This is a genomic window from Pontibacter ramchanderi (assembly GCF_002846395.1).
Lineage (GTDB): Bacteria > Bacteroidota > Bacteroidia > Cytophagales > Hymenobacteraceae > Pontibacter > Pontibacter ramchanderi.
Map to the genome: position 1 here is coordinate 990,237 of NZ_PJMU01000001.1, position 22,100 is coordinate 1,012,336.

Below are 22,100 nucleotides of genomic sequence, written 5' to 3' on the forward strand. Positions count from 1 at the left end.
AGGTTTAGTTTGATTAGTCTTTAAGGTGAGTTAGTGGGCTTCCTCCTCGTTCTTGACAGAGGAATAGTGCTGGCAGAGGGCTGTGACTTCCACCTGCATGAAGGGGTATAGCGGAAGCGACATGAGGATGTCGTGGAGTTCGCCTGCACTGTTCACATTAAAAATGCTGATGTTGGCATACTGGCCGGCGATGCGCCAGATGTGCGTCCATTTACCCTGCCGCTGCAGCTCCTGCGAAAGCGCTTTTTCTTTTGTTTTCAGCCCCTCCACATAGTCTTTGTCCAGATCGAGGGGGATGTTTACTGTCATGTGCACGTGAAATAGCATAGCTTATCTTCTTTTGAATTTTTCGACTTGTTGCATGTCCAGTTCTATACCCAGGCCAGGGCCTTGCGGAATTTCCATCACACCATTCTCGTAGGTCAGCCTGGTCTTGACGATGTCCTCAGTCAGCAGAAGCGGCCCGAAAAGCTCGGTGCCCCAGTCGAGGTGCGGGAGTGTGCTGAAAACCTGCGCCGAGGCCACCGTACCCACGGTGCCTTCCAGCATGGTGCCTCCGTACAGGCTGATACCTGCGGCCTGGGCAATGGCAGCCTGTCTCTGGATATTGGTCAGACCGCCGGCTTTGGCTATTTTCAGGGCAAACACGCTGCCTCCTCCTATTTTGGCGAGCTTAAAGGCATCGGATACCGTGCCCGCCGCTTCGTCCGCCATAATCGGCACTTTAAAATATTGTGTGAGCCGGGCAAGCCCGTCGAAGTTGGTTTTGATGATGGGCTGTTCGATCAGGTCGATGCCTGCTTCCTGCAGCAGGGCTATACCTTGTTTGGCGGTGCTTTCGGACCAGGCCTGGTTCACGTCAACGGTCACTTTCACATCGGGGCCGACGGCTCTTTTGATCGCACTCACATGGCGCACATCGGTTCTCCAGTCGTGGCGACCGATCTTCAGTTTGAAGGTATTGTGCCGGCCTTCTTTTAAGAGCGCGTGGGCCTCCTCGATGTCTTTTTGGGTATCCCCGCTGGCAAGCGTCCACAGCACGGGCAAGGTATGGGTCAAGGCTCCGCCGAGCAGGGTGGCCACGGATACGCCGAGCCGTTTGCCCTGGGCATCCATAAGGGCCGTCTCGATGGCAGACTTGACAAAGTTATTTCCCTTGATGTGACTCTCGAGCAAAGCCATGAGAGCGTTGATGCTGAGGGCTGATTTTCCCTGCAGCAGAGGGGCGATGTAGGTGTCCAGTGTCAGCTTCATCCCTTCCGGCGATTCATCCCCGTAGCTCAGTCCGCCAATGGTGGTCGCCTCGCCAATCCCTTCGATGCCGTCGCTGCAGAACAAGCGCACGATCACCATAGCCTGGTTGCGCATCACGGCCATCGACAAGTGGTGCGGACGGATGGTGGGCAGATCCACGATAACGGACTCAATCCGCTGTATCTGAATGTCTTTCATGTTCTAGATGTACGAGTGTCTCTTAAAAATGAGCGTGCACTTACACAGGAAAGTAACCACTCACTATGTAATACAAATGTACTCGTACAACAGCCCTACGAGTAGGACAGATGCGCTTTTACCAAGACAAATCGAACATGAGGGTGCTTAACCGAACTTCCTGCCTTTCATTTCAAGAAAAACGGAAGTCCAGCCTCTTTACTTCAGTGTCCTGGTAGATTTGGCGAGAACCTGAAGCCAGGTTGGCAGGTGAGAAAGGTATTAGAACTACTGGTTTGTTTCCTCGCGTTCCAGCAGCCAGGCCTCTGCATCTACCACTGCATTGTGGGTGGAAAGGCCGAGCTCGGGCTCCACCTTAAAGGCTTTTACCGGCCCGTTCATGCGCAACAGGTCAGAGTGTAGCACTTCCCTGTTTACGCCTTCGCTTACGCCGGTCAGGTATAGCTTGCCATTAACACTTTTTAGCATCGCCGCATAGTTGGCCAACACAGAAACAAGGGTAGCTCCCAGACTGGAACGTCCTCTCAGGCGCAATATGACCACCGGGTTCTGTGCATTTTCCGGTTGAGGCAACAAGTGCTCTAGTGTCCTGGCACCTGCATAGTATAAGTTCCCGTACACATTCAGCACGGTTACCTTGTTTCTCTTCAAGGTTTTAGGTGGTCTGTGCTCCTCTATTTTTCCATCGTCCCGTTTCCGGAGCTCCACCAGCGTAACTTCTGTAGAAGACTGTGTAACGAACAGGAAGGCGGACAGCAGCACACCAATGCCCACCGCGGAAGGGATGGGCAAAATGAGGGTGGCCCCAAAAGTAACGCCCGCCGCCAGAAAGGAAGGCCATGATTTCCAGCCGGGATTCCAGGTGGCTACGATATCGGAAAGCTTGATGCTCCGAATACCAGCCAGAATGAGCATGGCACCCAACGAGGGCATGGCCGTATAGGCAACAACACCTGAAAACACGGCCACGATCAGTGTCATCGCCAGGCTCGAGAAAATGGAAGCCCAACGGGTTTGTGCCCTGGCCAGCACGTTAATGGCCGTTGTCCCTAAAGAGCCGCCAACCGGCAGGCCCTGAAAAAAACCGCTGGCAATATTCGCGGCTCCATGTGCTACAAAATCGCGGGAGGTATTGGAAGGAGAACCATCTTTGTTGGGCACACTCTGACTGACACCGGCCCCTTGTATTAGAATAACGATGGCTACCGCTGCAGCCCCGGTGATGATATCAAGACTAATGGCAGAAAAAGGGGGCACGACCAGGCTTGGTATACCTCCGCTGATGTCGCCCACGTCCTGCACGACTTTCACGCCTTCCAGGCCAAAAAAGAAAACAACAGCAGAAGGTATAGCGATGGCAATTAAGGCGAAGATTTTTTTGAGCGGAGTCTTTTGTAAAAAGATGGCAAGCAGAACAGTTAAAGCCGCCATACCGGTACTGGGCAGATGCAACTTGTCGACATTGAGCAGCAGGTTGATAGTCCGGTAAATACTGTTGCTCCCGCTCGGGGTATAGCCGGTGGCGGTTGGGAGCTGGCTCATGATCAAGAGGACCGAAATACCGGTCAGAAAACCGATCATGACCGAAAAGGAAACGAAGCGGGTCAGCCGTCCCTGGCCTAACAGCCCCAATACGGCCTGGAAAACCCCGATCAATACTACCAGCAGGAAGAACACCTGCCCCCGCTCATCTGCTGGTAGCCCGCGGAGGGTCTGCCCCGCCATAATGGCCGAGGCGCTCGTCGCGGTGATCATCATCAACTGTGAACTGGAAAACAGCCCTCCTACCAGCGGACCCGCTATGCAGGCATACAGTCCATAGACTGGGTTAACCCCTGCCAACAGACCGTTTGCCATCCCGTCGGGCAGGCTGCTGACGGCAGTTGTCGCTCCGGCTATACCATCCTGCTGCAGTTTGTTGCGCGGCGGCACTTTCCGGGAGGCATTCTGCACCGCATCGCGCAGCACCGTGAGCCCCGGCAGGTGAAACTCATCATCCTGCTTGGTGTTCTTCTCTTGGGTGGTAGCTTCCTGCATTATTTGAACCCTGCTCTGTGTCTTGCCTATACTTGCTGCTTACGCAAAGGTTAAGATCCAGGGGCTTCGGTCATGCCACTTTATTTGCGTTCCCGGAGCCGCCAGGCCCACGGCAATAGGACGAGCATGCTGCTGATTGAGAGCAGGATTACAGCAAAAGGTCTATGAGCGCTTCACGCCTATCTTCTTTCGGAATTCGAGGGGTGTCTGGCCGGTCTTTTTCTTAAATAGCCGGGCAAAGTAGGCGGGGTCCTCGAAGCCGAGCGCGTAAGATATGTCGGCGATGTTGCTGTCCACATCGGAGAGCGCCAGCTGGGCTTTGGTAATGAAGTAGTCGATCAAAAGGTCCTTGGGTGACTGGTCGGCAATGCTTCTGCAGATGCGGCTCAAGTGACCGGTGGAGATGAACAGGTCGCGGGCGTATTCTTCCACTGTTTTCTTGTAGGAGTTCTCTGCCCGGATGAGTTGCTGAAACCGCCGGAAGTATACCTTGCTGCTATTGGAGGAGGAGAAGAAAGCCTGTTTACCGCCCAGCGAAATGCGGTAGAGTTGCACCAGCATCTGCCCGACCAGGTACTGCAGCATCAGGAGCCTGCCGGGAAACGTGCTGTTGTATTCGTCCACACACTGCTGCATGGTTTCAAATACTTCCGTCGTGGCAGGTTCATCCTCCATAACTGGCACGATATGAACTTCCTCCATCCCGAAAATCACATCGGCTTCCCGCTGCAGCATGTGCTCCAGCACGGTGTCCGCCAGGTTGATGATCCAACCGGAAACATCTGTCAGGTGCAGAAAGCCGTGTTCAATATTTTTGGGGACTACCAGAAAAGCCGGGGCCTGTATCGTAACCTTCTCTGTCCCATAATGGAACTCAGTCTGGCCTTCCTGCACCAGAAAGATCTGCAGAAAATGATTGTGGGCATGCAGTTTTACCTGTCCCTGGTGCTGTTTCCCGATTTCGCCGAATGGATGCACGTGTATAAGTCCTTTCGCAAATTCGATGGTGTTGGTGCCGTAAAGCCCCTTGTAAAAGCGTTTCTCCTGCATGTTTTAAGTTGTCACATTTCGCTTTAGGAAGCAAATGAATTTAAGTCAGCTTGCTCAAAGTTTATGTAGATTGCGTAATTTATACTTTGTGTGGAACAGTTGAAATCTTAACTATGGAAATCGGAATAACCACCTTCGTCGAGAATACCCCGGACCCTTATACCGGCCAGCTGCTCCGTCCTGAGGAAAGGATGCAAAACCTGATGGAGGAAATAGAACTGGCAGACCAGGTGGGCCTGGAGGTTTTTGCCATCGGGGAGCACCACCGACCTGACTACATCGTATCTTCCCCGGCTGTTGTTCTGGCGGCGGCCGCTGTAAAAACCAAAAACATCAGGTTATCGAGTGGCGTGACGGTCTTGAGCTCCGACGATCCGGTGCGTGTGTTCCAGGACTTTGCGCACGTCGATCTTTTATCGAAAGGCAGAGCGGAGATCATGGCTGGTCGCGGCTCCTTCATTGAGTCTTTTCCGCTTTTTGGCAATGACCTGAAAGACTACGATACCTTGTTTTCAGAGAAACTGGAACTGCTGCTAGCGCTCAACAAAAGCGAGAAGATAACTTGGGAAGGCAAGCACCGCCCGGCTATCGATAACCGCGGGGTATATCCGAGACCTTATCAAAAAGAGTTGCCGATCTGGGTGGCCGTCGGTGGCACGCCACAGTCTGTGGTGCGGGCTGCCACGCTTGGTTTGCCGATGGCGCTGGCCATTATAGGCGGGGAGCCGGAGCGCTTTGTGCCTTTCACCAATCTGTACAAGGAAACCTATAAAAAGGCCGGACACGATCCTGCCAAACTGCAGCTGGCCATCAATTCGCATGGGTTCATTGCGGATGATGCGCAGAAAGCTGCTGATGATTATTATGGCCCTTACGCCTATGTGATGAGCAAGCTCGGGCGTGAACGAGGCTGGTCTCCTATGAACAGGCAACACTACGAAGCAATGCGAGCTCCAACGGGATCTTTGCTGGTGGGCAGTCCGCAACAGGTCATCGATAAAATACTGTATGAGCACGAGTTGTTCGGCAATACCCGTTTTCTGTTGCACATCAGCGTAGGCACCCTGCCGCATAACATCCTGATGCGCGCAATCGAGTTGCTTGGGACGGTGGTGGCACCAGCCGTTAAAAAAGCTGTGGCAAAAAGTTCGTCCTAAAGCCGCTTACAATGCTTAGGCTTTCAGCCATTTGCTGCAGCCAGGGCAGGCAACCCGGTCGCTTGACCTATAAATGCAGGTCTATACCTGGCTGGTTTCGGGGAGAACCGGGGTGTCTTTTATTTCGTAGGGCTTCCCGATCAGTTTCACTTCATAAGGTGTGCTGACGCCCTTCAGATTCAGGTAATTACAACCCACGGCATACGGCGGATTCTTGAGTAAGCGGTAGGCGACAGCTGAGATCACGAAGCTGTTGTTCAGTTCTTTGGTGGCGGCCTGCAGCCTGGCGGCGATGTTCACCGGAAAGCCCATCACTGTCAGGTTATGGCTCAGGCCTATCCCTACGTTACCCACCACTACCTTCCCTACGTGCACGCCTATACCTACTTCAAAGGTATGGTTAAAGTAAGGCCGCATGTAGGTGTTGTTAAAGATCCGCAGGTCGGACAGTATCTTTAACCCGGCCAGCACGGCCGAGTTGGCGGCTTGCTTTATTCTACTGTTCAGCCCAAAGACGGCATATAGGCCATCACCGGCCGTGTCGATGATCTCCCCATCGTACTGGGTAATGGCATTTTTGAGAAGTGCGAAGATCCGGCGCATGATGTGGATGACATCGAAGGGCAGGCTCCTTTCGACAAAAGGCGTAAAGTCACGGATATCGATAAAGAAGAGCGCCAGCTTACGGCTCTCCCCCATCACAGTGGTAAAGCTGTCTTCCGTGTCATCAACAAAAATAAAACGGTCAATTTCATCCCGTATCAGTCGCTGTACTGCTACCCCTTCCCCGTTTACACGAGATTGGCAGGCGAGCCGCACATTGTCCGGAAACTTCTTCACTTTTTTAATCGCCTGCTCCAATGCAGTGGGCGGCGTCAGCTTTTCCTGCCCCTCCAGTACCAGCACGCGGCAAGTGGTGCATTGCCCTTTTCCACCACAGGCATGGTAGTGCGGAATGCCGGCAGCCAGAGAAGCCTGCAGAATCGTCTGTCGCTCCTCTACCGGTACTGCTTTCTCGCCTTTGAAATTTACATGATGGGTCATGTGTACTTTTCGTTGATTATACCTTACTCGCTTTTAGCCGGTTCCTTACGCACCAGGTACTGGTATTCCGGGTGCTTTTTAAGGTAGGAGCGCATATACGGGCACAGCGGCACCAGCTCCAGCTTGTTTGCTGCCATGTGCTCCAGCGCATACCTGGTCATGGCGCCGGCTATACCTCTGCCTTCCAGTGCTTTTGGCACCTCAGTGTGCAGCACGGTCATCACGCCGGGCTTCAGTTTATACTCGATGATGGCGGTATGGCCTTCCAGGGTTGTCTCGAACCTGTTTTCGGCCGGATTATCTTTTACTTCTATCTCCATGATACTAATTCTTCGTTTTGCTCATATAAAGGATGGTAGCTATACCTTAGGCCAGCGTGATGAAAATAGAGCTCCGGACGGCCTGCTCCAGGTTACGGGTTTTATGGCCCTTCCCGGTGGTATCCTCCAGCAGCAGGACCTCTCCCTGCCTGAAGGTACGTTTTTCACCCAGTGAGGTCTCTATCTCTATACCTACATCCAGCACGACAAGGTACTGCCGGGCCGGCGCCGTGTGAAAATCGTAATCATAAGTAGAGGGCACTTTCCGGAAAATGACACTCTCCGCTACCTCCGGCTCCGACAGGAAACCGATCTCCCCTTCCGGATTCAGGGGCCTGGTAATATCCTCAAACCTGCTGTCGCCGTTTTCGTCAGCGTATACCCTGGTTATTGCAAAATTCTCCATAACTACTCTCTTCTTTTATCCTTACACTTTGCTCGCTTTTACCCAGTTTAGTCAATCTTAGGCAGGGCTGCTTCTATCTCCGCTCTGCGCGACTCGTACCGTGGTGGCAGTAGTAAACCTGTTCCCAGTTCTTCCCACGGCTCGTCGATGCCAAATCCGGGGTTGTCGGTGGCGATCTCGAACAGGATGCCGTTCGGTTCGCGGAAGTAGAGCGAGTAGAAATAGTTGCGGTCTATCTTCTGGGTGATGTTATACCCCAGGTCGGCAATCTTTTTCTGAAAATGCATCAACACATCCTCATTCTTCACCCGGAAAGCGATGTGGTGGTTGGTGCCGGCACCGCCCAGGCCGCGCGGTTCGTGGGGCAGTTCCACCAGGTCGATGATGTTGGCCGTGTCGACTGCATCGGTTACGTAGCGGTAGCGGTTCACGCTTTGCTCCTGCAAGGTATAGCCGAAGATATCGGTCAGCACCTGCGCTGTCTTCTCCTTGTCCTGCACCGTCAGCGTCACGCCATGAAAGCCCCTGGTCGCCACGGCCGCTTTCACTTCGTCGGTTTCCCAGGGTATGCGGTTGTCCTGCTTTTTGGGGATCACCAGTTCCAGCTTCAGCCCGTCCGGGTCTAAGAACGTGAGGTACTGCTCGCCGAATTTTTCGGAGGGCTTGTTGTAAGTGACATAGTGCTTTTCGAAGCGGTCGATCCAGAAATCGAAGCTGCCCTCGGGCACGGCGTAGGCAATGTTGGTGGCCATGCCGGTACCGGCGCTCCCCCTGCGGGCTCCCTCGTGCGGGAAGAACGTCAGGATAGTACCGGCGCTGCCCTTCTCGTCGCCATAGTAAAAGTGGTAGGTACCCGGATCGTCGAAATTAACGGTCTTTTTGAGCAGGCGCAGGCCCATCACGTTGGTATAAAAATCAAGATTTTGTTTGGCCATACCCGCAATCGCAGTGATGTGGTGCAGGCCTGCTATTCTATTTTCCATGAGCTTAATTTTAGGTACCATCTGCCTGTTAATCAGGTATACGGCTGTTTAATATATTGAATTATCTTCCACTTCAGTTTAGACCGACTGTTTCACCAGTTGCACTTCCGCGTGTAGCCGGATCTCGTCACCCACCACCACGCTGCCCGCTTCGGTCACGGCGTTCCAGGTCAGTCCAAATTCCTTGCGGCTGATCTTGCCATCTACCGTGAAACCGGCTTTTGTCTGTCCGTACGGGTCTATAACGATGCCGCCAAGCTCCACCTTAACGGTTACCGGTTTGGATACATCGCGTATGCTCAGGTCGCCGTGTAGTTTGTATTGACTGCCGCTTACATGCTCGTAGCGATTAGCCACAAACCGAATCTCGTTGTGCTTCTCCACATCGAAGAAATCCGGTGATTTGAGGTGCGTGTCGCGTTGCTCGTTGTTGGTGCTGATCGAGTTGACATCGGCTGTAAAAACAACCCGCTCCACGTTCGTGAAAGCCTCATCCGGTGTAAGCGCCTCAATGTTAAAGTTTCTGAAATAACCCGTCACGGTCGTGATCATCAGGTGCTTTACCTTGAACTGTACTTCGCTGTGTATCGGGTCTACTACCCATTTTGTAGGTGCCATGCTGATTCCTTTACGTGCTTCATATAATGCTTTATCGATTTTCACTACAAATGTACATACATTTATTGTATATACATTATTTCTCGATAAAAGTTTCCTCTTTATGCAAACAATGCCCCAAAGGCGAGTTATCAATTAGCCATACCTGCGTCCAGACTGCCACCATCCGCTACATGTATTACCTTTTCTCTGCCAAGCGTCACCATCCTAACCAGAACTGCTTCGGGCATTACTTCCTGCCTCTGCTTCACCAAGCCGCCCCTTTCTCGTAATACTTTATTAATCAGCAAGTAGACCGCTTGTTCACCGGAATATGCCGGAAGGATCTGGCTACTATACCTATACCTTGAAACCCGCATTTGGTGGCGAAAACCTGTTAGGGAAACCCAGCCATGTGAAACAAACAGAAGTCGATGCACCAGGCTATGAACAAAAAACAAACGACATCACATGAATCATGAACGGCAACCGAATTTCCTGCTCATTGTAGTGGACGACATGGGCTACTCCGACTGCCAGCCTTTTGGCGGCGAGATCAACACGCCCAACCTGCAGCAGCTAGCTGACAACGGCGTGCGTTTCCGCCATTTCCATACCTCGGCGCTCTGCGCGCCTACCCGGTCCATGCTGCTATCGGGCTGCGACAACCACCAGGCGGGCCTGGGCAACATGCCAACGGCACACGCCACCAACCAGTACATGCAGCCCGGCTACGAAGGCTACCTCAACAAAGAGGTGCTGACCATTCCTGAGATTCTGAAAGAGGCCGGCTACCATACCTACATGTCCGGCAAATGGCACCTGGGCGAGCTGGACGGCTTCAGGCCCCACTCCAGGGGCTTCGAGCGCACCTTCTCCTTTCTGGGCGGCGGTGCCAGCCATTTCAACGATCAGCGGGCCCTGAGCGAATTTGAGCAACCGCACACAAAGTATTCGGAAAACGGTGAGACAGTGGAGCACCTGCCGGAGGACTTCTACTCATCTGACTACTATACCGACAGAATGATCCAGTACTTAGCAGAGCAGCAGGACGATCAGCCCTTTTTTGCTTACCTGGCCTTTACCGCCCCGCACGACCCCCTGCAGGTGCCCGACGCGTGGCTGGATAAGTACAAGGGGGCGTACGATGGCGGGTATGACGCCATCCGGGAGCAGCGCCTGCAGCGGATGAAGGAGCTCGGCCTTGTCCCCCAGGACCTGACCCCGAACGAAGGCAGTGGCATGTTTGAAAAGTGGGAAGAGCTAAGAGAAAACGAGCGAAGAGAAGCCGCCCGGAAAATGGAGATCTACGCCGCCATGATCGAAAACCTGGACTGGAACCTCGGCCGCCTGTTTGACAAGCTGAAGGAGCTGGACAAGTTCGATGATACCATCATTTTCTTTCTGTCCGACAACGGTGCCAACCCGAAGGAGCCCTATTTCTATGCGCCAAACACGAAGGAATTGATTGCAGCGGAATACGACAACAGTCTGGAGAATATGGGCAGGATCAACTCGTTCATCTCCATCGGCGGTGCCTGGGCGGAAGTGGCGAACACGCCGCTTTCCTACTTTAAGCTGACAACCTACGAGGGCGGCACGCAAACACCCTTTATCGTTTCGGGCAGGCGCATGCACAAACGCGGCATCGTGACAGATGAGCTGCTCCACGTCACCGACATCCTGCCCACCATCCTCGACTACGCCAATGTATCATACCCCAAAGAGAAAGGCCTGAAGCCACTCTACGGCACTTCGCTGAAACCCTACCTGCAGCAGGAAACCAGGCAGCCGGTGCGCAACGACTTTGACGTGCTGGGGTTTGAGATAACCGAATGTAAGGCCGTGCTCAAAGGCGACTGGAAACTCATCTTCATGCCTCCACCCTACGGCAAGGGCGACGAGTGGCACCTGTACAACCTAAAGGAAGACATCAAGGAAGAAAACAATTTGGCAGAGCAGTTTCCTGCCAAGTTCAACGAACTGAAAGCCGACTGGCAGGCCTACGCCATATCAGTGGGTTACATCAAAGCTAATGATGAAAGAGCAGTGGCTAAACTGGGCTATGAGGAGTTTTACCGATTTGACCCGAAGCACCGGGTGCAGGAGGACGTGGGGGCGGAGTCTCCTGCACCAGCCTCACCAAACGCTTTGGGGGATTGATAAGCAGGCAGTATGTTCCAAATCCTAATCAACATAGCGGGGATCGCGCTGCCCGTCTTCGTCTTCCTGACCATGCTCAACGTGGGCCTCACCCAGGAGCCGAAAGACATTGTGAAATACCTCAGGGACAGGAATTTTGCCCTGCGCATGTTGGTAGCCAACTTTGTGCTGGCGCCACTGCTCATGTGGGGGATGTTGCAGGTCTTTTCCATTGATCCATACCTGCGGGTGGGCCTTACCATCTTCAGCATTTGCGCCGGCGCCCCCTTCCTGATAAAACTCACGCAGCTGTCGGAGCACGACCTGGCACTCGGTGCCAGTACCATGATCACGCTGGTGCTGGCCACCGTGATTGCCGCGCCCCTGCTTCTGCCCCTTATCGTGCCGCAAATCGAGATCAATGGCGGCATGATTGCCTGGACCTTGCTCAAACAGCTGATCCTGCCCATTGTGCTGGGCATGGTGCTCTCCAAAGTGCTGCCCAACCTGACGGAAGCTGCGCAACCCTGGGTAGCCAGAATAGGCAACTGGACCTTGTATGTGGTGCTGGTTGCCACCCTGGCAGGCTACTTCCCTGAAACGAAGGCGATAATGGGGCAGGGCGCCATCCTGATCGGCATTGCCTTTATTCTGGGGTCTTTTGGCATCGGTTACCTGCTGGGTGGCCGCGACAAGGAAGATCACCTGCAGGATATTGGAGCACTGGGCACGGCACAGCGAAACACGGCTGCCAGCATGATCATCGCCGCGCAGAATTTCAGCGACTACCCGGAAGTACTCGTCATCATCACGATTGCCAACACCCTGGGTATAGCCATTCTGCTCGCGATTGCCAAGTTCTTATCGAAGGACAATAAAGTGGGGATCTATACCTATCGGTACCGATTGCGCACGGATACCTGATGCAATCTAAAAAAGACAGCTAACCATTGTAAAACCTCGTTTGTGATCTATGACTCTCGATCCGGTAAAAAATAAAGAAAGGGAGAACGCCGCAAAGGTGCCGGAAGACCTGCTGCCGGGTGAGGCCAAGCTGAAGCATACGGTAGAAGTAACAATGCACAAGCAGGCAAAGGTCTCCACGCTAAAGGATGACGCCAATGCCGGTCTGACCGTGGCCATGAACGAGATTCCGGATGGGATGGCCTGCGGTTTGCTGGCAGGAGTGAGCCCCGTGATGGGTCTGTTCGCCGCCGTGTGCGGAGGCATTGTGGGCGGTATTTTCAACAGCTCCAAACTGATGATCATCTCCACTACCAGCGCAGCCGCCTTCCTGCTTTACCAGCTCACGCAGGCCTACCCGGAGGCACAGCGCGTGGATGCCCTGATCCTGCTGGTGATCCTCTCCGGCGCTTTCATGATTCTGATGGGGCTGCTGAGGCTGGGGAGCCTGGTGCGTTTCGTCTCGCATTCGGTCATGACGGGCTTTCTGGCCGGTATCTCCATCCTGACTATCCTGAGCCAGCTGCCCACGCTTTTTGCTATACCTGCCGAGGGTACCAACAAGATCCTCCAGACGATCAACCTGTTCCAAAACATCCACCTCACCAACTGGCACGCGCTTCTACCGGGACTTGCCACGATCGCCTGCATGATCCTGCTTCCCAGAACACCCTTGGGCCATAAATCAGCCATCGTTGCCATCGCGCTGCCGTCTCTGCTGATCTTTTTCATGAACTGGACCGACGTGGAAGTGGTGACCGATGTGGGGGAGATCCCGACAGGTATACCGCCGCTGCGCCTGCCCGATTTCTCGCTCCTGCAGCCCTCCCTCCTCAGCGGAGCGCTTTCACTGGCCCTGATCACGCTGATTCAGGCAGCCGGGGTCAGCCAGAGCGTGCCCAACCCGGACGGCTCGCGTTCCAACACCTCCAAAGACTTTATCAGCCAGGGTATAGCCAACGTTACCTCGGGTCTGTTTGGCGGCATTGGCGTGGGCGGCTCCCTGGGGTCTACTTCCCTGAACATTGTTTCGGGCGCGCGGAGCCGCTGGGCGGGCATCCTATCTGGAACGCTGGTTCTTACGCTCGTCTTGCTGCTTCCGGGCTTAGTTGGCAATGTGGCCATGCCGGTACTGGCCGCCATCATGATTTTTGCCATGGCCAGCTCCCTGAAAATGGAGGAGAACATCCAGGTATGGAACGCCGGCTGGGCAGCCAGAATCGGCCTTGTCTCCACCTTTCTGGTCACTTTGTTTATGCCGGTTCAGTACGCGGTGCTGATCGGGGTCCTCATTTCCTTTACTCTCTATTTTTTCACTTCGTCGCGACTGGTAAAACTGCGCAGAAGGCGGCTGACGAGGGAAGGGTGGTTTGAAGAAATGGCCTTGCCTGCAGCCATTGAACAGGAAGGCATCCACATTTTTGCGGTGGACGGCGACCTGCATTTCGCCGGGGCGCGGACCCTGGAAAACCAATGGCCCAAGCTGGCTCCGGAAACCCGGCGCCCCGTCATCATCCTGGAACTGAGAGGCCGCAACAACATCGGCGCCACACTGACGGAGGTGATCGAGAATTTTTACGACAAGATCAGAATGGCTGGGGGCAGGTTCTACCTCACTGAGTTGGGAGCGAACAGCTATGTCGCTTTTCAGGCGCAGGCGGCCTCGGAAGTATTGCGCGGCATACGCATGTTGCGGAAGGACACCATTGTCGGGAACAGCACCCGGCAGGCAGTGCTGGAAGCACAGGAATGGCTGAAAAAAGGGGCTCCCGCAGAAGGAACCTATACCTAGCCCAACGGCCGTTTGAGATCGGGCTTAAGCAACTTGGCAGCGCAACTTCAACTCCGGCGCAGGTATAGGTATAGGTATAGGTATAAGGCCGCCTCAATCAGATGCGAGATGGATTAAACCGTTTGTTTTGCTCTCAGTTAAGAGAGGGCTACTCTTTCGCAAATTCTCTGGTGCTTCTGACCGTATCGATGGACCGCACCATTTTCTCAATGGCTTCCCGCTTAGGCTCCAGGAAAGGAGGCAGCGACAGCTTCTCGCCCAGCGTTTCATAGGGTTCATCCCCCATAAAACCGGCTCCGTCGGTGGCCAGCTCGAACAAGATACTGGGCGCAACCCGCGTGTATACCGACTCGAAGAAATGACGGTTGACGTAGCCGGATGAAGGGAGCACGGCGCGGTTCTCCACCCGGAAAGCGACGTGGTGCACGGTTCCAAACCCTTGCTGGGCCATCGCCACATTTCCGTTCTGCTCGACGATCACAGCAGCACCGTTTCCGCCCTCCCCTACTTCAAACCGATGGAAGGTGCCCTCCTGCGCGGTTTCTTTAAACAGAAAGACCTTTTCCAGTATTTCTTTCAGGTAGTCAAACTCTCCGATCCGGATAAAGACCGGACCCAGACCCGTGATGGCATGTTCAAGCGGAACGGGGGCTTTTTGCCAGGGCGTGCCCGATGCTATACCTGTGTTCTTTTCGTCCGAGATAAGCTGGTACTGTTGGTCGTCAAAATCAACGAAAGAGAGGGTTTTTCGGCCAAACTGAACTTCCAGATCAGTTTGCTTTACGTTCAGACGGTCAAAGCGCTTTTCCCAGTAGGCCAGGGCCGCGTCGTTTGGAGCCCGGAAAGAGGTTTTGGCGATCTCATTTGTGCCGTGCACGCCTTTCGGAATGCCGGGGAAATCGAAGAAAGTCATGGCGGTGCCGGCACTCCCTTTGTCATCGGCGAAGAACAAGTGGTAGGTTTGGATATCGTCCTGGTTCACCGTTTTTTTCACCAGGCGCATGCCCAGGGTATAGGTGAAGAACTCATATATCTTTTCGGCGCTGCTGGTGATGGCCGTGACATGGTGTACTCCTTTTAGCTCGTTCATGCTATTTGCTTTTTGTTCGTTTTGGCGGCAGGTATAGGTTTTATACATTGCCTCTGCCCCAAACAGGTATAGCACCTGAAAAACTTACACCGCAGCCTCGCGCTATACCTGACTCTCCGGTTCTGTTAGTCCAAACAATTGTCGCCCACCTGCTTAAAACTTTTTAGCGGGCTCCCGTTTAACAAAATAAAAAAAAGATAGCCATGGCAGAAGAACAAAATAAAAGCCGGGAGCACACCAGTTTTCTGGTTTTCTCGGCCTCACTCCGAAAAGATTCGCTGAACACCAAACTGGCAAAACTGGCCGTGAAAGTGATTGAGCAACATGGTGGCACCGTGGACTTCGCCGACATGGCCGAGTTCGACTGCCCCACCTTTAACCAGGATCTGGAAGTGGACGGCTTTCATCCGGATGGGGCCAAAGCGTTTCGGGAACGCATTCTGGCAAACGATGCCATGATCGTTTCATCGCCGGAGTATAATGGTTCCATGCCCGGCTACCTTAAAAATGTGATCGACTGGACCTCCCGTTTCCGTCCGCAACCCTTCCACCAGCACCACGCCCTGCTGATGTCCGCTTCTCCCTCCATGGCGGGCGGTAACCGCGGGCTTTGGGCCTTGCGCGTTCCCTTTGAGCACCTCGGCACTAGGGTATACCCGGATATGTTTTCACTGGCTACTGCCCACGAGGCTTTTCATGAAGATGGTAGCCTGAAAGATAAAACGCTGGCCAAACGGTTTGAGGACAACCTGGTTGCTTTTATGAACCTGGTGGAAGCCTCCAAGCACTATCCGTGCATCCGTAAGGCCTGGGTAGAGTTTTTGGGAGAGAAACCGGCCAAGGAAACAGAACGGGTGGAAGAGAGCTGATCCCTAACGAGGGCACTATGCACTTACGCTACAGGTATAGCATCTGGAATCAAAAAGCCGCAGCATGTCGGGCTGCGGCTTCATCAGGTATGTGGAATCGATTGTGACCTTGAACCAGGCACGGTGCCCGGCGCGGGACCTACTACGTTTTGGCCTCGGTGAGTTGATCGAGAATGCTCTCGCCCAGTACGATGTCGGCCACCTTTATACTCCCTTTGCCGATCTGTTTCCACACGCCGCTTACCTGCAGCACCGCAATCCTGTCGGTAGGGGACACTTCGGCAACATAGGAGATTTTGGACTCAACCAAGCGGTTGGCCACAGCTTCGTGCAGCTCTTTTACGGAAGCAGGATGGGTGAGCATGTTGCGGAAGTCTGCCAGCAAGGTATAGCCCGGGGCTGCCACGCTGATCACTTTATTCCAGTCATTCAAATAATTCGGCACCACCTCCGGCGATTTCCAGTAACTATTGATTCTGAGGTAAATACGGTTCTTTTTAGGATTGTAAGCTAGTTCGTAGAATTTGTTATCCGATACAGTAATCATCCCGCAAATTATAATTTAACGAAACACAAAGATAAGAAAACAACAGATGCCTGCTATGTATGTTTAGACCAGACTCTCTAAAGCGGCCCTCTAGACAGGGGTGACGCCCCCTGTTTGCCCACAGGGCCGTTAAGTTCTGCAAAAACTATCCCCTTGAGGGGATTATAGGGGTGTTAATTCGGTACATAAATGCCAATTATTCACTAATTCGTAATACAACCGCTGTTGCAAACACCCCTCTGCGCTCCCCTCAAGGGGAGAATTCCCCTAGAACTTAACGGCCCTGCCTGTGAGCCCAGCCGTAAATGCCCGTTTTTGTGTAGGACTCATGCATGTGTTCAGGCATTATACGGCCCATGAAATGAAAGTGGCCGGTGGCTGGGCGAGAAAGCGCTGCGGGAAGCGAAAGGCAGAATAATTCGTAAATTAGCCCCAGGTATAAAACAGCAGGTATAAAACACCCTACACCTTACAACGATAACGGTCTTGCGATGTACAACTTATTCTTTCAGAACCTAAACAGTAAAGTCCAGCTTACGGAAGAGGAACAGGAGCAGATCAAAACCTACCTGACCCTGAAGAAGCTCCGCAAAAAGCAGTACCTGTTGCAGGAAGGCGATGTGTGCAAAGTAATCGCTTTTGTGGAGAAGGGTGCCCTGCGCGCCTACTCTGTGGACGAGAACAGCAATGAGCACATCATCCAGTTTGGGCTGGAGGGCTGGACGATCTCGGACCTCTACAGCTTCCTGACGGGCGAGCCTGCCACCTACAACATCGATGCCCTCGAAGACTCAGAACTGGTGATCATCAGCAAATCGGCACACGAAGAGCTGCTGCAGACCATGCCCAAGTACGAAACCTTTACCCGACTCAACATCACGGGCGCCTATCTGGCCATGCAGCGCCGCCTCACTTCCATCATCAGCGCTTCTGTCGAAGAGCGTTACCAGGATTTCATCAATCTCTACCCACATATTGCGCAGCGGGTTCCCCAGCACATGATCGCCTCCTATATGGGCCTCACCCCTGAGACCCTGAGCCGCATCAGAAAACGCATCTCCTCTAAATAAGCCTATACCTGCTTTTGCAAAAGCATTGATTTGAATCAATGTGCTTTCTTGACTGGGCTCAATGCGACGAGGCAGCGCATGGTCGTACCTTTGTATTGTTAATAATAAAAGGTATGAAGACAATGCAAACCATCGCCATTATAGGAGCTTCCGGAAACATGGGATCAGCCATTTCCAGAGGCCTGGCCAAAGGCAACTACCGGCTACTGCTTTGCGCCAACGACCTGGACAAAGTACAAACCGTAGCCGACGAGATCAAGAGCAGCCACCCAGGCGCCGAAGTAGCGGTGTCGGACTGCTCCCGGGATGCCTCCTGGGAGGCGGACATCATCATCGCGGTGGTACCTTACGCCGCTGAGCAGGAGGTGGCCGAAAAGATAAAAGACGTAGCCAATCAGAAGATCGTGATCAGCATCGCCAATCCGCTGAACGACACATACGACGGGCTTGTGACCGCCCCGGAAACCAGTGCTGCGGAGGAGCTGCAAAAGCTGCTGCCGAACGCCAAAGTGGTCAAGGCTTTTAACACAACCTTCGCCGCAGACTTCGCCACCCCTGTCATTGACGGGAAACAGGCCGACGCCTTTGTTGCCGGAGATGACCAGGAGGCCCTGCAGACCGTGGTTGAACTGGTAGAAACGGTTGGTTTCAACCCAATTGTAGCAGGTGGCCTGTCCGTGAGCGGCACGCTGGAGCGTATGCAGTTGCTGCTGATCCAGCTCAACATGAAGAATGGCTATAACTGGCTGGCTGGCTGGAAGATCCTGCATCACTAAGTAAATCACCAACAATTATATTCAAACACTATTTAAATCACACATTTTATGAAAAGAGTATTCTTAATCCTGTTCGCTTTTGTATCCCTGACGGCATTTACTACCCTGAACTCCGTTTGGACAAACGATGACGCCCACTCACAGCTCGGCTTTACAGTGAAACACCTGGGCATTGCCGATGTATCGGGCACTTTCAACGACTTTGATGTGAAGATCACATCCACCAAACCTGATTTCAGTGACGCCGTGGTAGAGTTGACTGCCAAAACTGCCTCAATCGACACCCGTGTTGATGACAGAGACAACCACCTGAAGAGCCCGGATTTCTTTAATGTAGAGAAATACCCGACGATGGACTTTAAGAGCACCTCCATTAAGAAAGCTGGCAAAGACAGCTACAAGCTGACTGGTAACCTGACTCTGAACGGTGTAACCAAGCCCGTGACCATGGACATGAAATACAACGGCACAGTAGAGAACGCCATGAACAAAAAGCAGACTGCCGGTTTCCAGGTAACAGGTACCATCAAGCGCTCTGACTTTAACCTTGGCAGCGGTTTCCCGGCCCCAATGATCAGCGACGAAGTGCGCATCAAGGCGGACGGTGAGTTTATCCAGTAATTTATAAAGGAATAATCAGCCATGAAAAAGCTATTGAACGTGTACCAGAGCGCGAACAGCATAGATGTGGCGCTTCTGATTACCCGGGTAGGCGTAGCGGCCCTGATGCTTGTGCACGGCTGGCCAAAACTGGAGATGCTTTTCTCGGATGGCCCGGTTCAGTTCCCGGCCGTCCTGGGTCTTAGCGCTACAACATCGCTTGCTCTGGCGGTATTCTCTGAAGTGCTTTGCTCGCTGCTAATCCTGGTTGGTTTGGGCACAAGGCTCGCCACCATCCCCTTGATCATTACCATGCTGGTGGCCGTGTTCCTGGTACATGGGGCGGATCCGTTCGCAAAACAGGAACTGGGACTGCTATACCTGATGCCTTACATCGCGCTGCTTTTAGCGGGTAGCGGCAGGTACTCCCTGGATCATCTGCTGATGCAAAAGGTGCTTCGCCCGGCTTATGTTAGGCCACTTTCTATGCAGTAAAAATGATCTTTTAATAGGTGCTTCCGGGATACACCCTTCCTGGAAGCACCTTTACTAATACAAGCTGTTATGAAACGAAAACAGTTTATTAAAACCCTTTTAACAGGAGTAGCAGGGATGACCACACTATCCGCTTTCAATCGATTTACAGATAACCTGAGTGAGCAGGAGCAACTGATGCCGGTTCTTTTTATCGGCCACGGCTCGCCCATGAACGGCATCCTGGACAATGAATTCAGCCAGAAGTGGACGCAACTGGCCAAAGATATTCCGACACCCAAAGCTGTGCTGGTGGTATCGGCTCACTGGCTGAGCAAAGGCACCCGCATCACGGCCATGAATTTCCCAAAAACCATCCATGATTTCGGTGGCTTCCCGCAGGAGCTGTTCAATGTGCAGTACAAGGCACCGGGCAGCCCGGAGTTGGCCAGGGAAACGGCTTCTATCATTAAATCCACGGCGGTGGAGCTCGACCACGACTGGGGGCTTGACCACGGTGCCTGGACCATCATTAGGCACATGTACCCGGAGGCGAACATACCCGTGCTGCAGCTGAGTATCGACTACACCAAAGGACCGCAGTATCATTACGACCTGTCGAAGGAACTGGCCAGCCTGCGCAAAAAAGGCGTATTGATCGTGGGCAGCGGCAACATGGTGCACAACCTGCGCATGGTGGCCTGGGACAGGCTCAACGATGCGGAATACGGCTTTGACTGGGCCGTGCAGATGAACACTACGTTCAAAGACCTCATCCGCAACGGACAGCACGACAAGCTGATCAGGTATGAGCAACTGGGCCGCGAAGCCATGCTGGCTATACCTACGCCGGAGCACTACTGGCCGCTGCTCTATACCCTGGGCCTGAAAGGAAGCAAGGACGATGTTTCTTTCTTCAACGACAAAGTAGTAGGCGGCTCTCTGACCATGACCTCGGTGATGATCGGGTAAGGCTTGTGCTTACCTGCTCCCCTTATACCTAAACGATATACAATGGCAACGATAGAATCGATAAAAAATGACCTCTCGCTCCCCTACCTGGAGCGACCAGCCAGCAGCACAGCCAAACAGCCAAAGGCCCTGGTCCTGCTCCACGGCGTGGGCAGCAATGAGCAGGACATGTTTCAACTGGCTCCCTATCTCCCGGAAGACTTCACGGTGATCTCACCACGAGGTCCGTTTGTGCTTGGAGCGGGTCGTTACGCCTGGTATGAAGTAGATTTCTCTTCGGGCAAGCCCCAGATCAATGCAACGCAGGAGGCCAAAAGCAGAGAGGACATTCAGCACTTCATCCGTCAGGTGAAAGAAAAGTACAACCTGGACACTGTATACCTGGGTGGCTTTAGCCAGGGCGCTATCATGAGTTTCAGCATTGGTCTGACACAGCCGGAGCTAGTGGCAGGTATAGTGGGGTTCAGCGGCAGAATTTTGCAGGAAATCAGACCGCTGTTGCAGCCCAATGAGGCATTAAAGCAACTCCGGGTATTTATCTCGCATGGCACACAGGACGGTACCCTGCCCGTGCACTATGCCCGTGAGGCGAAGGAGTATCTGGAAAAAGCAGGCGTGCAGTTAACCTACCACGAACAGGATATGGGGCACCAGATCAGCGGGGAGGCAATAACAAAAGTGGCAGACTGGCTACAGGTATAGCCGGCTATATAAATTCTTGCAAAACGTTTGAAGCCCCTGAACTAAGTGTGGACTAAGGTCCATCTACAGGCATGTCCCTGTCTGTAACGGAATCCGTTTGCCCTTAGTGGCGTATACAACACAGTTCCTCCTGGTCTCCTCTATAGGGGGTGGCCAGGAGGAATTGTGTTGTATACTCTTTGGGGTTTTAACGTTTGCCCTGTAGTAACCACCTGCGCTTTATCAAAGTATCTGTTAAAGCGCACTGGCCCCGGCAACCGCCCTGCGCATTAGCCCTGAACCGGTGAAAAGCCTTACCTTTGTAAGGGCCCGGTTGAGCGGGACGGAACATAAAGTACGGGTGCCCATTTTGACTGATGTGGCATGCCAAATACCTGAAAATCTATGAGCGCTAGCAAGAAATGTCCAAATTGCGGTCAGTGGTCTCGCTGGAACCAGAACCCAACCGATAGGTGCGAGCACTGCCAGAGCATCCTCGACCCGGTGGCGGTCGCACGTCAGCAAGCCCGCGAAGAACGTCGGAAAGAGGAAGAGGAGCGCTTTTCCATCAAGCTGATCGAGGTAGATCCGGAGGACCCCTGGTATACCCGGTTTTTCAAGCGCATCGGGCTTGGCCTGCAAATCGCCTTCGTGTCCGTCATCTCTTTTATTCTATGGCTGATCGCGTTGCTGGCCGGCTAAAATGGGAAACCCTCAGCCCTTTGTTCTGGGCACTGACGGCCGTATACCTGGGGCATGTCGCCTGGCGTTGGCTTGATTTGCCCCGGCCCCGGTGGGTGCAGCACTACCTCGACGATCTACTCTGCCTGCCCCTCGTGCTCACGGTCACTCTCTTCGTGCTCCGCTATTTCTACGGCACTCAACTGCGCCTTTCCAGGTACCAGATGGCATTTGCGGTAATCTACTTTTCGCTGGCCTTCGAGGTCTTTTTCCCTAAGTTCATGCCCCGCTATACCTCCGATTGGCTGGACGCTGCCCTCTACGCTGTCGGAGGTTTTATCTTTTACCGGTTCCTGAACAAGTAGGAGACTTCTATACCTGGTTTAGGGCTCGGTTG

The 22,100-nt window shown here is 53.3% G+C and carries 25 protein-coding genes; 14 read left to right on the plus strand and 11 right to left on the minus strand.

Annotated elements, in window-relative coordinates; translation table 11 throughout:
• Nucleotides 1–30 precede the first annotated feature (30 nt).
• The 4 genes from catC to BD749_RS04240 all read right to left on the minus strand — a co-directional run bounded on the left by catC (nt 31) and on the right by BD749_RS04240 (nt 4,539).
• On the minus strand, nt 31–327 hold the full coding sequence (catC, locus tag BD749_RS04225; RefSeq protein ID WP_101443108.1) for a muconolactone Delta-isomerase: 297 nt from the start codon (nt 325–327) through the stop codon (nt 31–33).
• A 3-nt stretch (nt 328–330) separates the two neighbouring features.
• Entirely contained in the window at nt 331–1,452 is a 1,122-nt protein-coding gene (locus BD749_RS04230; RefSeq protein WP_101443109.1) for a muconate/chloromuconate family cycloisomerase, read from the minus strand.
• A 267-nt stretch (nt 1,453–1,719) separates the two neighbouring features.
• Complete coding sequence (locus tag BD749_RS04235) at nt 1,720–3,489, minus strand: SulP family inorganic anion transporter (protein WP_101443110.1); 1,770 nt, start codon at nt 3,487–3,489, stop codon at nt 1,720–1,722.
• 162 nt (nt 3,490–3,651) lie between these two features.
• Nucleotides 3,652–4,539, minus strand: a complete 888-nt coding sequence (locus BD749_RS04240; protein ID WP_101443111.1) for a helix-turn-helix domain-containing protein — start codon at nt 4,537–4,539, stop codon at nt 3,652–3,654.
• Nucleotides 4,540–4,652: 113 nt separating this feature from the next.
• Here BD749_RS04240 and BD749_RS04245 point away from each other — a divergent pair, with 113 nt between their 5' ends.
• The gene (locus BD749_RS04245) at nt 4,653–5,696 is read left to right on the plus strand and encodes an LLM class flavin-dependent oxidoreductase (RefSeq protein WP_101443112.1); all 1,044 of its coding nucleotides are present in this window, start codon (nt 4,653–4,655) and stop codon (nt 5,694–5,696) included.
• An 81-nt stretch (nt 5,697–5,777) separates the two neighbouring features.
• On the opposite strand, the gene BD749_RS04250 is transcribed toward BD749_RS04245, so the two are convergent.
• From BD749_RS04250 to BD749_RS04270, 5 genes are all read right to left on the minus strand, one after another.
• Nucleotides 5,778–6,740, minus strand: a complete 963-nt coding sequence (locus BD749_RS04250; RefSeq protein ID WP_101443113.1) for an adenylate/guanylate cyclase domain-containing protein — start codon at nt 6,738–6,740, stop codon at nt 5,778–5,780.
• 23 nt (nt 6,741–6,763) lie between these two features.
• Complete coding sequence (locus BD749_RS04255) at nt 6,764–7,060, minus strand: GNAT family N-acetyltransferase (protein ID WP_101443114.1); 297 nt, start codon at nt 7,058–7,060, stop codon at nt 6,764–6,766.
• 46 nt (nt 7,061–7,106) lie between these two features.
• Nucleotides 7,107–7,466, minus strand: a complete 360-nt coding sequence (locus BD749_RS04260) for a cupin domain-containing protein (RefSeq protein WP_101443115.1) — start codon at nt 7,464–7,466, stop codon at nt 7,107–7,109.
• Between the two features lie 47 nt (nt 7,467–7,513).
• Nucleotides 7,514–8,449: a ring-cleaving dioxygenase gene (locus BD749_RS04265; RefSeq protein WP_101443609.1), complete on the minus strand. Its 936-nt coding sequence runs from the start codon at nt 8,447–8,449 to the stop codon at nt 7,514–7,516.
• Between the two features lie 78 nt (nt 8,450–8,527).
• Nucleotides 8,528–9,067, minus strand: a complete 540-nt coding sequence (locus BD749_RS04270; protein ID WP_101443116.1) for a YceI family protein — start codon at nt 9,065–9,067, stop codon at nt 8,528–8,530.
• Between the two features lie 313 nt (nt 9,068–9,380).
• On the opposite strand from BD749_RS04270, the gene BD749_RS19320 reads away from it, so the two are divergent.
• From BD749_RS19320 to BD749_RS04285, 4 genes are read left to right on the plus strand one after another with little or no spacing between them, the layout of a single operon-like run.
• Nucleotides 9,381–9,521 (plus strand): hypothetical protein, encoded by a 141-nt coding sequence (locus BD749_RS19320; RefSeq protein ID WP_180336307.1) that lies wholly within the window; start codon nt 9,381–9,383, stop codon nt 9,519–9,521.
• On the plus strand, nt 9,518–11,209 hold the full coding sequence (locus BD749_RS04275) for an arylsulfatase (protein ID WP_101443117.1): 1,692 nt from the start codon (nt 9,518–9,520) through the stop codon (nt 11,207–11,209). The genes BD749_RS19320 and BD749_RS04275 overlap by 4 nt, the downstream gene beginning before the upstream one ends.
• A gap of 12 nt (nt 11,210–11,221) precedes the next feature.
• Nucleotides 11,222–12,112 (plus strand): bile acid:sodium symporter family protein, encoded by an 891-nt coding sequence (locus BD749_RS04280; protein ID WP_101443118.1) that lies wholly within the window; start codon nt 11,222–11,224, stop codon nt 12,110–12,112.
• A gap of 49 nt (nt 12,113–12,161) precedes the next feature.
• Nucleotides 12,162–13,943: a SulP family inorganic anion transporter gene (locus BD749_RS04285; RefSeq protein ID WP_101443119.1), complete on the plus strand. Its 1,782-nt coding sequence runs from the start codon at nt 12,162–12,164 to the stop codon at nt 13,941–13,943.
• A gap of 148 nt (nt 13,944–14,091) precedes the next feature.
• Here the strand turns inward: BD749_RS04285 and BD749_RS04290 are convergent, their stop codons facing one another.
• On the minus strand, nt 14,092–15,033 hold the full coding sequence (locus BD749_RS04290; protein ID WP_101443610.1) for a ring-cleaving dioxygenase: 942 nt from the start codon (nt 15,031–15,033) through the stop codon (nt 14,092–14,094).
• Nucleotides 15,034–15,236: 203 nt separating this feature from the next.
• On the opposite strand from BD749_RS04290, the gene BD749_RS04295 reads away from it, so the two are divergent.
• Nucleotides 15,237–15,902, plus strand: a complete 666-nt coding sequence (locus BD749_RS04295; RefSeq protein ID WP_101443120.1) for an NADPH-dependent FMN reductase — start codon at nt 15,237–15,239, stop codon at nt 15,900–15,902.
• A 142-nt stretch (nt 15,903–16,044) separates the two neighbouring features.
• Here the strand turns inward: BD749_RS04295 and BD749_RS04300 are convergent, their stop codons facing one another.
• The gene (locus tag BD749_RS04300; RefSeq protein WP_101443121.1) at nt 16,045–16,449 is read right to left on the minus strand and encodes a hypothetical protein; all 405 of its coding nucleotides are present in this window, start codon (nt 16,447–16,449) and stop codon (nt 16,045–16,047) included.
• A 491-nt stretch (nt 16,450–16,940) separates the two neighbouring features.
• On the opposite strand from BD749_RS04300, the gene BD749_RS04305 reads away from it, so the two are divergent.
• The 8 genes from BD749_RS04305 to BD749_RS04340 all read left to right on the plus strand — a co-directional run bounded on the left by BD749_RS04305 (nt 16,941) and on the right by BD749_RS04340 (nt 22,068).
• The gene (locus BD749_RS04305) at nt 16,941–17,519 is read left to right on the plus strand and encodes a Crp/Fnr family transcriptional regulator (RefSeq protein ID WP_101443122.1); all 579 of its coding nucleotides are present in this window, start codon (nt 16,941–16,943) and stop codon (nt 17,517–17,519) included.
• A 113-nt stretch (nt 17,520–17,632) separates the two neighbouring features.
• Nucleotides 17,633–18,295 carry an NADPH-dependent F420 reductase gene (locus BD749_RS04310; protein ID WP_101443123.1) on the plus strand — a complete coding sequence of 221 codons (663 nt, stop codon included), beginning with the start codon at nt 17,633–17,635 and terminating at the stop codon, nt 18,293–18,295.
• 48 nt (nt 18,296–18,343) lie between these two features.
• Nucleotides 18,344–18,916, plus strand: a complete 573-nt coding sequence (locus tag BD749_RS04315; protein WP_101443124.1) for a YceI family protein — start codon at nt 18,344–18,346, stop codon at nt 18,914–18,916.
• A gap of 21 nt (nt 18,917–18,937) precedes the next feature.
• Entirely contained in the window at nt 18,938–19,390 is a 453-nt protein-coding gene (locus tag BD749_RS04320; RefSeq protein WP_101443125.1) for a DoxX family protein, read from the plus strand.
• Nucleotides 19,391–19,507: 117 nt separating this feature from the next.
• Nucleotides 19,508–20,341 carry a 4,5-DOPA-extradiol-dioxygenase gene (gene ygiD / locus BD749_RS04325; RefSeq protein WP_101443126.1) on the plus strand — a complete coding sequence of 278 codons (834 nt, stop codon included), beginning with the start codon at nt 19,508–19,510 and terminating at the stop codon, nt 20,339–20,341.
• A 42-nt stretch (nt 20,342–20,383) separates the two neighbouring features.
• Nucleotides 20,384–21,043: an alpha/beta hydrolase gene (locus BD749_RS04330; protein ID WP_101443127.1), complete on the plus strand. Its 660-nt coding sequence runs from the start codon at nt 20,384–20,386 to the stop codon at nt 21,041–21,043.
• 384 nt (nt 21,044–21,427) lie between these two features.
• A complete protein-coding gene (locus BD749_RS04335) occupies nt 21,428–21,724 on the plus strand; it encodes a hypothetical protein (protein WP_101443128.1) in 297 nt (98 codons plus the stop codon).
• Entirely contained in the window at nt 21,697–22,068 is a 372-nt protein-coding gene (locus BD749_RS04340; RefSeq protein ID WP_143741228.1) for a hypothetical protein, read from the plus strand. Before BD749_RS04335 ends, BD749_RS04340 begins: the two co-directional genes overlap by 28 nt.
• The last annotated feature ends 32 nt before the right edge of the window (nt 22,069–22,100 follow it).